The sequence below is a fragment of the Pseudoduganella danionis genome (assembly GCF_009720775.1).
Lineage (GTDB): Bacteria > Pseudomonadota > Gammaproteobacteria > Burkholderiales > Burkholderiaceae_D > Rugamonas > Rugamonas danionis.
In genome coordinates, this window is the sequence record NZ_WNKW01000001.1 from 976,172 (window position 1) to 988,038 (window position 11,867).

Here is an 11,867-nt window from a genome sequence, read left to right on the forward strand (position 1 = left end):
AAATGCCAGTTTTATCAGGCGTTGGAGCGGTTCATGGAAAAAATCGGCTTTTCGGGCACCTTCGATCCCATCACCAATGGGCATATGTGGGTGATCAACGAAGCCCGTTCGCTGGCGGACGAGGTGGTGGTCTTCCTGTCCGAGAATCCGGCTAAAAAGCCCCGTTTCAGCGCCGAAGAACGCAAGAGCATCATTGCGCTGAGCTGCGCCCAGCAGGGCTGGGACAATGTGCAGGTGGTGATCGTCAAGGGCGATTACACGGCGCGCGCTGCCAAAAAGCAGGGCGTGCACTGCCTGATCCGTGGTATCCGTACCACGGCCGATTTCGATTACGAAAACCTGATCCAGCAGACCAATGTGGATGTGCTGCAGGGTGCCAAGACCATCTTCGTGATGCCGCCGCGCGACCTCGGTTCCGTCAGTTCCAGCTTCGTCAAGGCGCTGGAAGGCCCGATAGGCTGGAACTGGATCATGAAAAAATTCGTACCGGCGCCGGCCTACCATGCGTGGGTGCTGAGCTGGCTGCGGCGCGAGTGGGAAACCCTGTGGGACTACGACACCATCGATGCCACCGCCATCGCCCATGCCGATGACTGGTTTGTGCGCCTGACCGGCGCCACCATGTATGGCGGGCCGCAGCGCCACTATCACAACCTCGACCATCTGGTGCACGGCCTGTGCGAAATCCGCGTGTGGGCCGCCAACACCCGCCCTGAACCGGCCGATGTGGCCATCGTCAAGCAGGCTTTCTGGTTCCATGATGCCGAATATGGTCCGGCCGCCAGTGGCAGCGACATGACGGCCGAGGAAGCCAGCGCGCGCCTGTGGCTGGACTGCCATCTGGGGCAGGAACGCGAAGATGCCGCCGCGCTGATCCGCGCCACCGACCACTTCCAGGAAGCCCATGTCGAGCACCGCCTCAAAGATGTGCTGCTCAGCGTCGATCTGGCGATACTGGGGCAGGACGACGAAGTGTATGGCAATTACACGCGCGCCATCCGGCAGGAATACATCCACCTGCCCGATGTGAAGTACCGCCAGGAGCGCTGTGCGGCGCTGGCGCATATGTGCCGCAAGGCGGAAGCGGGCCAGCTGTTCGGCAACGCTTACTTTGCCGAGCAGTACAACGAACGTGCCATCGAAAACATGCAGCGCGAAATGGCGCAGCTGACCGCCGCCTGAAGCACGCCGCCACTGACTCCGCAATTTGTTCTCAAATTGAGGAATAATTAATTTTGCCATTGTTATAATTGGTGACTTTTTGCGTGATGCCGGGTGCTAACATCGCCCGGCCTTACGCCTGTACTCCAGTTATCCAATTGCTCCATGTCTGATTATTTCTCCGTGCGCCAGACCGGCGCGCATGCCCCGGCTGTTACTGCTCACCATCCATCGGCGCCTGCTTACTGGGCCGGTTTGCTGGCCGCCTACGCCTTGCTGGCGCTGGCCATCATGTACTGGCGCTGGGGTGGCACGGTGGAGGACTCGCTGCACTACTTTGAAACGGCGCGCTATCTGCGCGGCGAACTGCCGCTGTCTGCGCTGACGGCGCCATTCCCTTACCGCTTATTGCTGCCGGCACTGGCGGCCTACCTGCCCGGCGATGTAAGGCAGAACTTCGCGCTGCTCAACTGGGTACTCATGAGCGGTGCGGCCTGGCTGGCGGCATTGACGGCGGCACGGCTGGGCTATGCACGCCCCCGCGTGATACTGGCCGGTTTGCTGCTGCTGGTGGCCGTGCCCACCTTCTGGTATGCCCCTTATCTGCTGGTGGACCCCGGGTCCATCTGTGCCCGTACCGCCTTTGTGCTCGGCGTGGTGTCCGGCCTGCCATGGCTGGCCGCGCTGGCGGGGTTGATAGGCACGGCCATCCGCGAAGAGAACATCGTTCTGCTGTTCTGGCTGGCCGTATGGCTGCTGTTCACGCGCCGCCGCGCCTTGCCGCTGGCCGTGCTGGCGCTGGCCGCTGCAGGGGCGTGGATGCTGGCCGTGCGCTGGTATTTCATCGTCGGTCTGCCCAGCTACCGGTGGCTGCCCAGCTGGTGGATGGTGCAGCATGCGCTGGCTGACTGGCGTTCGCTGCTTTCGCTGGCGCTGGCTGGCTGCGTGGTGTTGCCGCTGGCACTGACAGGCTGGCGGCAGGCACCGCAGGCCTGTCTGCCCCTGAAAAGCCTGTTGCTGCTGATGGCCTTGCCGCCACTGTATGCGGCGCTGTGTGTGCGGGTGGATGGCCGTATTATCTGGGGCCTGTATCCCATGCTGATTCCACTGGCGTTATCGAGTCGCTGGCTGGAGCGCCTGCTGCCGGCAGCGCACAGCAGGAGCGCATCGTGAACAGTATTCTGTCGGCTCACAATGGCCCGCTGCCCCTGCTGCAGGCGATGCGGCCGCGCCAGTGGCTAAAGAACCTGCTGGTGTTCGCGCCCATGCTGGCCGGTCATGCCCTGACCCAGCCCAGCTTGTGGCAATCGGTGCTGGCCTTCGTGGCGTTTTCCCTGTGCGCCTCGGGCGCCTATCTGCTCAACGATGCGCAGGATGTGGAGGCGGATCGTCTGCATCCCGTCAAGCGACTGCGGCCGATAGCCGCAGGCCGGCTATCGCCTGCGCGGGCACGGACCGGCAGTGCCGTGCTGGTACTGGCTGCCCTGTCGCTGGCCTGGCTGGGGGCTGCCGGCCTGGCCTTCTTCGGCGTCATCGTCGTGTATTTTCTGCTGACGCTAGCCTACTCGCTGTACCTGAAACGCCTGCTGATGGTGGATATCGTCATGCTGGCGATACTGTACACGCTGCGCATACTGGGCGGCGCGGCCAGCACAGGGATAGAGCTGTCGTTCTGGCTGCTGACGTTTTCCTTCTTCCTGTTCCTGTCGCTGGCGCTGCTGAAGCGGCATAGCGAATTGCAGAACCTGCGCGGGCGCGGACAGGAACGCAGCCACGGGCGTGGCTATGCCATCGGCGATAGTATGCCGATAGGTATGATGGGCATGAATAGCGCTTTTCTGTCAGTGCTGATCTTTGCGCTCTACTTCAATTCGGCGAACGTGATTCGCCTGTACCAGCGGCCCGCGTTTCTGTTCGCGGTGCTGCCCTTGCTGATATTCTGGCTCGGGCGTATGTGGCTGCTGTCTTTTCGCGGTGTCGTCAACGAAGACCCGCTGCTATACGTCAGCCGTGATCCCGTTAGCCTGCTGGTGATCGCCCTGAGTGGCGGCTTGTGCATCATGGCTAGCTAGCCGCGGCCAGCCGGTGCAAAGCAGGAATCATCAGGCCGGACTTAAAAGCGGTTCCAGTTATTGTGACGATGTTCGGTGGCTTCCTTGAGCAGGTGGCCGGCGCGTAGCTCGTCTTTCGGGCTCAGGCCATCGCCCAGTTGCACAGTCATCGCCAGCTCCTGTATGGCGGGCGGGTATTCATGTTCGGCCGCCTGTTCCAGCAGGGCGCGGGCACGGGCATGGTCGGCAAATACGCCACGGCCTTCCTGATACATGGACGACAGCAGGAACATGGCGTGCGGATTGCCCTGCTCACTGGCCACTCCCAGCCAGCGCGCGGCCTGACGGTCATCGCGCTGGACTCCTTCACCATTTTTGTAGAGTAGCCCCAGCATCAGTGCTGCCCGTGGGTGCTGCTGGCCGGCGGCATGGGCATACCAGTGCGCTGCGGCAGCAGGTGCCGCAGGCACTGCATCCGTGCCGTTGTGCCAGCCTTTGCGTAGCATTTCGCCGAGCCGGAATGCGGCTTCCGTGTCGCCGGCCAGCGCGGCCTGCTCGAACAGCGAGGCGGCCTGCTGGCGCTGGCTGGCGCGATCCTGATACAGCAAAGCCAGTTCGCGCTGGGCGACGGGCAGGCGCTGCTCCGACCATGTCATGAGTTTGCGCTCGGCAGCGGCGTCGGCCTGCTGCGCCGCCCGCATGCTGACAGCTTCGATCTGCGCCGAAGTGGGCTTCTCCTGCTGGATCTGGCAGGCTGGCAGCATGGCGGCAATCGCCATGGAACAAACGAGTGCGAAGGCGGTTTTAGTCAGGGACATGGTCGGACTCGGGGCAGGTTTTATTTACTCAGATCGACGCTGTATTTGGCATAGCCGCTGGCATCGAGCCCACCTTCTGCCGTGATGCTGCTGATGCCGCTGCTCTTGGCTAGCGCCAGATGGCCCGGTGCCGAACGCAGGATGACGGGACCGGCCGTGGCCACCTTGACGAAGCTCCAGCTGCGCGCGCTGCCGTTGCTGGCCAGCGTGACCTTGCCGTTGCCGCCGCTACCGAGTGCCGTCAGGTAGTTGCTGACCACGGTCTGGTTGGCATCGGGCGACTTGATGATGGTCTTGCTGCCATCGATGCCCGGTACCGAACCGCCGCCGCCAGCGCGGTAGTCATTGGTGGCGACGATGAAGTCGTCGCCGTCGGCCACGGCCTTGCCCAGATAGCTCAGGTTGACGATACGGCTGCCCACTGGCTTGGTGACGTCGATCTGATAGGTCAGGGCATTGTTCTCGGCGTAGAACACGTCGTAGTTGTAGATGGTGCCGTAGCTCGGTACCAGATCCTGCTCCGTGCTCAGGGCCGGATTGATCTGGGCGAACTGCTTGGCCGCCGTTTCCAGCCATGCCTTGAGGTCGGAGCCTTTGATCTTCACGGCCTGCAGATTGTTATTGCTGTACAGGTAAAGGTCGCCCGGATTGCGCACTTGCAGGCCGACCGGTGCGGCCGGGCTGGCGCCCGGTGCAACGTCGGTGAAGTCGGAGGGACCGTTGCGGCCTGCCTTGAACGGCGCGCTGCACGAGATCACGGGGATATTCTTGTAGCTGGCGATGGTGGCATCGGTGCTGCTGGCGATGAATTTTTTGACGTAATCGAGCTGGGCCTGATTGACCAGCTGGATGGCGCTGACATCGCCCACCAGTGCGAAGTAGGCCGACATTTCGAAATCGGTTGCCACGCCCAGCGGCTGTTTGGCGTAGGCGATGGTGGCGGCATGTTCGCTGGCTACCAGCGGTGCGATGCTGGCATCGACCTTGGCATTGGTGACGCCGTCCGTGTATTTAAAGCCGCGCGATTCCACCGTGGTCTTGGCAGGCTGCACCACCCACTTGCCGCCCTGATAGGCCAGCGTCATCTTGATGATGCCCAGACGGCGGCCCCAGCTCTGGGCCATCACGGTCGGTACGCCGTTGACGAAGCCGTTGATGGCATCGATCTTGGCGCTGGCCGGGAAGGCGGCGAACGATGGATCGAGTGCCGGTGCGCCGGTCTCTTTACCTTTCGGGAAAATCAGGTGCGAGTGGCCGATCAGCAGGGCATCGATGCCGGTGCTGGTCAGGTGGTAGCTACCGTTTTCCATTTTCGGGCTGTAGGTGCTCGGGTCGAGGCCACCGTGCGACAGCGCCACTACCAGATCAGCGCCTTTGCTGCGCAGCTCGGGCACATACTGCTTGGCTGCTTCCTGCACGCCCGTTACGGCGACTTTACCGGCCAGATTTTTCTGATCCCAGTCGAGGATTTGCGGCGGCACGAAGCTCATGATGCCGATGTTGATTTTGACGTCGAGCTTGTTGCCATCAGGCGTGACGGCCGAGAAGGTACGTGCCAGTACGCTGTAAGGCTGGACGATAGGCTTGCCGCTGGCCACGCCCGTGACATTGCTCAGTACCAGCGGGAAGCTCGGGCCGCCGCAATTGCCGGCCGGCTTGCTGACGCCGGGGATGCCGAAATCGGTATTGGTGATCTGGCTCAGCAGCTGCAGGCCGTAGTTGAATTCGTGGTTGCCGAAGCCGCCGCCATCGTACTTCATGGCGTTCATGGCTTTGTGCACGGCCATGGTTTCGCCGCAGGTGACAGGTTTGGTCACGGCCTGCAGATCGCCCAGCAGGGTGCCCTGGATTACGTCGCCATCGTCGAGCAGCACATTGTTGGGGGTCTCGGCGCGGGCGGCCGCCACCAGCGTGGCCGTACGCTCCATACCGAGGCTGGTGTCTTCGGCCAGCGAGTAGTAGTTGTAGCTCATCACGTTGGCGTGCAAATCGGTCGTTTCCAGCAGCGCCAGCGTTACCGTCGTCCCTTCGGGAATCGACGGGCCGTTTTTGTAGTCCGCGCCGCAGCCAACCAGACCAGCAGCTGCCATGGCAGCCAGTAACACCACATTGAATTTCATCGTTACCTCAAATTGGGGGAAATTTAAGGTAGCGACTCTAGCGCTGCGCTATGACAGCATCGTGACAGAAGATAAAGGTTTGCTACTAATGGGCCAGTGCTATTCGATCACGGCGGTATTGAAGCCCGGCGGCAGGGCGGCCGGTATCCATGCCCGCCCCACGTAGTGACGCTGATGGCTGCTGGCCACCATCATCATGTCCGACGGCGACAGGGCCAGCTGGCGCTGCGGCGCGCCCACGCGCGAGCTGTCCGGCGTGCCATGGTTGCTGAGCATGGTGAACTGCTGGCCCATCAGGTTTTGCAGGTCGGGCAGGGTGGGGCCATTCCAGCTGACGGCAAATACCACGCCCTGCAGGTTGGCATATTCGCGTACCACGGTGCCGCTGGCCAGCCGGTTCTGGCTGACCGTGTAGACGGCCATGCTGTCGGCGCTGCGCGGCATGATGCTGCGGGCTGCCATCTGGATGCCATTCTGGTCGAATGACGAGGGCGAGCTGCCCAGTGCTGCATAGGCCAGCGCGCCTTGCAGGACGGAGAGGAAAAGCATGAGTAACAGTGCGCGGCGCATGATGTGCTCCTGTGCCTAAGATGGAGCCAGTGTAGGGCGTGGCGCTGTTTTCTGCCGTTAGCGAGATGTAAGCAATCGTTACTTCAAGCGGCCTGCACAAATTCTGCGCGCCCGCCAACCAGTATGGCATCGCCGTCGAGCTCTGTGCGGATCAGGCAGGGCTGGCCCAGAGCTGCGCCCTGATACAAGGCCAGCGGCTGGCCCAGATGCAGGCTCAGGGCGCCAGCCGCAACGCCGGTAGCCTGATCTTCCATGGCTGGTTCGAGATGGTTGAAGTTGCGGCCTTCCAGCGTGCCGTCGGCGCGCCGGCACCAGACATAGCAGCCATTCACTGCGTGGGCCTTGCCCCATGCAGTGATGGCCGCGAGATCGGGGCGAAGCGCTTGCAGCGTGCTGCTGTCGGCCACCTGCAGCAGCAGTTTGGGGCTGCCGACGGAAGCAAGCACGGGCGGAGAGGCCAGCGCGATGGCGGGCATGGCGAGCAGGCGCGCCGCCAGATCGGGCGGCATGTCCGGCTGGGCGACCGGCTGCGGCGCCAGCCGGACATAGACCTGATCGTCGCGCAGGATCAGTGTCAGGAGCTGGGCCTGCATGGCCGTGCGGACTTGCAATTGTGCCTGCTGCGGCGAAAGCAGCAGCCTTGCCGCCGCCAGCGTGGCGTGCAGGCAGAGCGGGCTGCGCGCATGGGGATAGTAGTAGTCCAGTGTGATGGCGCCATCGGCGCTGCGGTCGATGAAGACGCAGGCGGGCTGGTTGCTGTCCCGGGCGAATTGCTGGCGCTGGCCGGCATCGCACTGGTCGTCCTGTACGACCAGTGCGGGATTGCCGGTTGCGGCCTGTATGCCGAAGCACAATAGTTGCTGTACGCTGGTTTTCAGCATTCTGATCCTCTGATTGGGCACTTCATCGCATGCTTGCCACGGCGCCTGCGCGCGAATGCAAGAATGCGGGCCGATGACATATGGGAGGAATATCATAATGCGTAACATCGTGTTTGTGCTGAGCGTACTGGCCGCAGCACCAGCCATGGCGGCGCTGGCGGCCACCACGCTGATCGATGGCCGTCAGGTGGAATATATGACGCTCAAACATCCCAGCGCACCCTATACGGTGGTGTTTGAAAATGGTTCGCGCGTCACGCTCGACAAATGGGACAAGGTGATCGAAGGCGTGGCGCCACAGGCATCCGTGTTTGCCTACAACCGTCCCGGCTATGGCAAGAGCGAAAGTACGGAGGCAGCACGCGATGGCCTGAACATCATCGAGGAACTGCGCCACAACCTGCAGCATGAAGGTCTGAAGCCGCCGTATATTTTGGTGGGGCATTCGCTGGGCGGGCTGTATGTGCAGCTATTTGCCAAGCGCTATCCGCAGGAAGTGGCGGGCATCGTGCTGGTCGATGCCCTTTATCCGGGCGTGATCAAGAAGCCGGAAGATTTTCCTGCCTTGACGCGTCTGGGTGCCATGCTGTTCTTCTCGAATAGCGTGCGGCGCGAAATCAGCGCCATCGACCAGACCGGCCAGCAGGTGCTTGCGCAGGGGAATATTGATCAGCTGCCCATGATACGGCTGGTCAATCAGCCCAAGGGGGCCACGGCGATACCGATCGATCTGGGTGTCGTCAACAGTGATCCGCAGACCATAGCCGCTGTGCGGGCCATGTATCCGCAGGCGAAAACCGTGGTGGTGGATTCGGATCATCAGATGCAGACGGCATCGCCCGAGGTGGTGATACAGGCTATCAGAGATCTGATGCTGGCACAGCGCAAATAGCCGGGGCAGTTCTAGCCTTGAGTATGGCGGCGGAAGGTGTAAAATACTGTACATAAACACAGTATTTTGCTAAAAATGTCCAGCCTGCCACCAGCGTCGGCCCAGAGCTTGCCCGCCTATGCGGAGCTATTCTGCCTGACCAATTTCTCCTTTCTGCAGGGCGCTTCCGATGCCGAGGAGCTGGTGGCGCGCGCCGTGCAGCTTGATTATGCCGGGCTGGCGATTACCGATGAATGCTCGCTGGCGGGCGTAGTGCGCGCTCACGCACAGGCCAAGCAGCATGGTTTGCCGCTGGTCATAGGCAGCCATTTCCATTTGCGCGAACCGGATGGGCGGGTGGCGTTATCGCTGATCGCGCTGGCGCAGAACCGCAATGGCTACGGCAATCTGTGCGAGCTGATCACCATAGCGCGCAACCGTGTGGCCAAAGGTAGTTATCTGCTTACGCCGGCCGATCTGGCTGCGCCGCCGGCGCAATATGCCCATTTGCAGGGGCTGCCCGATTGCCTGCTGATTTTGCTGCCGCAGTATCCCGTGTTCCAGCCGGAAGATGTGGATACCCTGCACGCGCAGGCAGCATGGATGGAGCGCACTTTTCCGGGCCGTGCGTGGATGGGGCTGAATCTGCTGCAGCGTGCGCTCGACGATGCGCACCGCGAGAGTATCGCCGAGGTGGCGCTCCAGCATGGCATGGATGTGGTGGCACTGGGGCATGTGTGCATGCATGTACGTTCACGCAAGCCGCTGCTCGATACGCTGTGCGCCGTACGCATGGGGAAAGCCGTGGCCGAATGCGGCTACGCGCTGGCGCAGAATGCCGAGCAGCATATGCGGCCGCGCTTGCGGCTGGCCAATCTGTATCCCTTGCCTGCTTTGCAGGAAACCTTGCGCATCCTGTCGCTGTGTGAATTCAGTCTGGATGAACTGCGCTACGAGTATCCGCATGAAGTGGTGCCGCACGGGCATACCTCGGCCAGCTATCTGCGGCAGGAAGTGGAGCGCGGTGCGCGCGGGCGCTACCCGCAGGGCGTGCCGGCCAAGGTGCTCGAGCAGATCGAGATAGAACTCGAGCTAATCGCTGATCTGAAGTACGAGCCGTATTTCCTCACTGTGTACGATATCGTGCGCTTTGCCCGTTCTCGGAACATTCTGTGTCAGGGGCGCGGTTCGGCGGCCAATTCGGCCGTGTGCTATTGCCTGGGCGTGACGGAAGTCGATCCCGATCGGGGCAATCTGCTGGTCGGGCGTTTCATGTCACGCGAACGTAATGAGCCGCCCGATATCGACGTGGATTTCGAGCACCAGCGGCGCGAAGAAGTAATCCAGTACATCTACGATAAATATGGCCGCGAGCGCGCTGCGCTGGCTGCTGTGGTGATCAGCTACCGGCCGCGCAGCGCGCTGCGCGACAGCGGCAAGGCGCTCGGGGTGGATCTGGCCATCGTCGAGCAGGTGGCCAAGGCCCATCACTGGTTTGATGGCAAGGCTGATCTGCTCGGGCGGCTGGCCGAAGTAGGGCTGGCGCCTGATTCCATGCTGGCGCAGCAATGGGCCACGCTGGCCACTACCTTGCTGGGTTTTCCGCGTCACCTGTCGCAGCATCCGGGCGGTTTCGTCATCGCGCAGGGCAAGCTGTCGCGCCTTGTGCCGATCGAGAAGGCGACGATGGAAGGGCGCAGCGTGATCCAGTGGGACAAGGATGATCTGGAAGAACTGGGGCTGATGAAAGTCGATGTGCTGGCCTTAGGCATGCTGACGGCTTTGCGCCGCGCGCTCGATCTGGTTAGCCAGCAGCGCGGCCAGCGTTTCCGCATGCAGGACATTCCCGCCGAGGATAGCGCCACCTACGACATGATGTGTGTGGCCGATACGGTGGGCGTGTTTCAGATCGAATCGCGTGCGCAGATGAGCATGCTGCCGCGCCTGCGGCCACGGGTGTTCTACGATCTGGTGATCGAAGTAGCGCTGGTGCGGCCGGGACCGATACAGGGCGGCATGGTGCACCCGTATTTGCAGCGGCGTACGAAGCAGGCGCCTATCGATTCGCCACCGCGGCTGGCGCAAGCGCTTGAGCGCACGCTCGGTGTGCCGATCTTTCAGGAACAGGTCATGCAGATCGCCATGATCGCGGCCGGCTTTTCGGATGGCGAGGCGGACCAGCTACGCCGCGCCATGGCCGCGTGGAAGCGCAAGGGCGGCGTGGATCGCTACCAGCAGCGCATCATGGATGGCATGCGCGAGCGTGGCTACGATGAATCATTCGCGGCGGCTATCTGCAGCCAGATACAGGGCTTTGGCGAATATGGCTTTCCCGAATCGCACGCGGCCAGCTTTGCCTTGCTGACCTACGCCAGCTCATGGCTCAAGTGCCACGAACCGGCCGCTTTCCTGTGTGCGCTGCTGAATAGCCAGCCCATGGGCTTTTACAGTCCGTCGCAGCTGGTGCAGGATGCACGCCGTCACGGCGTGGTAGTGCGCCCTGTGGATGTGGCCTATAGCGACTGGGAGTGCACGCTGGAAGAGCCCGATGGCAAACGCCAGCAGCCTGCCGTGCGACTGGGTTTGCTGATGCTGAGAGGCATGCACGAAGCGCCGGCCCGGCGCATCGTGCAGTCGCGTACAGCGGCGCGGGCGCGCATGGCGGAGCAGGGAGCCGGATATGGGCAGGCCGGAGCATCGGGTGGCGTGGGCTACTGGCCCAGCGTGGCCGAACTGGCGCGGCAGGCGGATCTGGACCGGCATGATCTGCAGGTGTTGGCAGCTGGCAATGCGCTGGCGGGGCTGGCCGGACATCGGCGGCAAGCCTTATGGCAGGCCGTGGGCGCCGTGCCGGACAAGGATATTCTGCGCCCCACGGTGCCGGACGAAGCGCTGCCGCAACTGGCCGCGCCATCGGAAGGCGAGAACATTGTCGGCGATTACCGTTCGCACGGCCTGACGCTGGGGCGCCATCCGCTGGCGCTGCTGCGCGAACGGCTGCTGGCACAGCGCTTCCTGCCGGCCAGTACACTGAACCAGTACACCAACGGTATGCTGGCGCGTGCCTGCGGCATGGTGACGGTGCGCCAGCGGCCCGGCACGGCCAAGGGCGTGCTGTTCGTCACGCTGGAAGACGAGACGGGCAATATCAACGTCATCGTCTGGCCCGCGCTGCTCGAACAGCAGCGTCGCGAAGCGCTTGGCGCGGCCCTGCTCGGCGTCTACGGCGTATGGCAACGTGAAGGCATGGTCTGCCATCTGGTGGCCAAACGGCTGGTCGATATGTCCCACCTGATGGGGCGCTTGCAGTCAGTCAGCCGTGATTTTCACTAATATAAGGCAAGAATATGGCAAGAAATTGGCGCTGCCAGACTGCTATGTTTGCTAGATAACTA

General features: G+C 62.4%; 9 protein-coding genes. 5 read left to right on the top strand and 4 right to left on the bottom strand.

Translation table 11 applies throughout. The features are described from left to right. Positions 1 to 33: 33 nt before the first annotated feature. The 3 genes from coaD (at position 34) to GM655_RS04175 (ending at position 3,233) form a co-directional block, all read left to right on the top strand. Positions 34 to 1,182 carry a pantetheine-phosphate adenylyltransferase gene (gene coaD / locus GM655_RS04170; RefSeq protein ID WP_155433332.1) on the top strand — a complete coding sequence of 383 codons (1,149 nt, stop codon included), beginning with the start codon at positions 34 to 36 and terminating at the stop codon, positions 1,180 to 1,182. 144 nt (positions 1,183 to 1,326) lie between these two features. Then, positions 1,327 to 2,334 (top strand): hypothetical protein, encoded by a 1,008-nt coding sequence (locus GM655_RS22890; RefSeq protein ID WP_229632359.1) that lies wholly within the window; start codon positions 1,327 to 1,329, stop codon positions 2,332 to 2,334. Then, entirely contained in the window at positions 2,286 to 3,233 is a 948-nt protein-coding gene (locus tag GM655_RS04175) for a UbiA family prenyltransferase (RefSeq protein ID WP_229632447.1), read from the top strand. The genes GM655_RS22890 and GM655_RS04175 overlap by 49 nt, the downstream gene beginning before the upstream one ends. A gap of 41 nt (positions 3,234 to 3,274) precedes the next feature. Here GM655_RS04175 and GM655_RS04180 read toward each other — a convergent pair whose 3' ends face one another. The 4 genes from GM655_RS04180 to GM655_RS04195 all read right to left on the bottom strand — a co-directional run bounded on the left by GM655_RS04180 (position 3,275) and on the right by GM655_RS04195 (position 7,601). After that, positions 3,275 to 4,030, bottom strand: coding sequence for a tetratricopeptide repeat protein (locus tag GM655_RS04180; protein ID WP_229632360.1), 756 nt, complete (start codon positions 4,028 to 4,030; stop codon positions 3,275 to 3,277). Between the two features lie 20 nt (positions 4,031 to 4,050). Beyond that, positions 4,051 to 6,150 carry a bifunctional 2',3'-cyclic-nucleotide 2'-phosphodiesterase/3'-nucleotidase gene (locus tag GM655_RS04185; protein ID WP_155433334.1) on the bottom strand — a complete coding sequence of 700 codons (2,100 nt, stop codon included), beginning with the start codon at positions 6,148 to 6,150 and terminating at the stop codon, positions 4,051 to 4,053. A gap of 99 nt (positions 6,151 to 6,249) precedes the next feature. Further along, on the bottom strand, positions 6,250 to 6,720 hold the full coding sequence (locus tag GM655_RS04190; RefSeq protein ID WP_155433335.1) for a DUF2844 domain-containing protein: 471 nt from the start codon (positions 6,718 to 6,720) through the stop codon (positions 6,250 to 6,252). An 83-nt stretch (positions 6,721 to 6,803) separates the two neighbouring features. Next, entirely contained in the window at positions 6,804 to 7,601 is a 798-nt protein-coding gene (locus GM655_RS04195) for a PhzF family phenazine biosynthesis protein (protein ID WP_155433336.1), read from the bottom strand. A 97-nt stretch (positions 7,602 to 7,698) separates the two neighbouring features. Here GM655_RS04195 and GM655_RS04200 point away from each other — a divergent pair, with 97 nt between their 5' ends. Together GM655_RS04200 and GM655_RS04205 are read left to right on the top strand one after the other, a co-directional pair. Further along, positions 7,699 to 8,493, top strand: a complete 795-nt coding sequence (locus GM655_RS04200; protein WP_229632361.1) for an alpha/beta fold hydrolase — start codon at positions 7,699 to 7,701, stop codon at positions 8,491 to 8,493. A 75-nt stretch (positions 8,494 to 8,568) separates the two neighbouring features. Continuing rightward, positions 8,569 to 11,805, top strand: a complete 3,237-nt coding sequence (locus GM655_RS04205; protein WP_155433338.1) for an error-prone DNA polymerase — start codon at positions 8,569 to 8,571, stop codon at positions 11,803 to 11,805. Positions 11,806 to 11,867 lie beyond the last annotated feature (62 nt).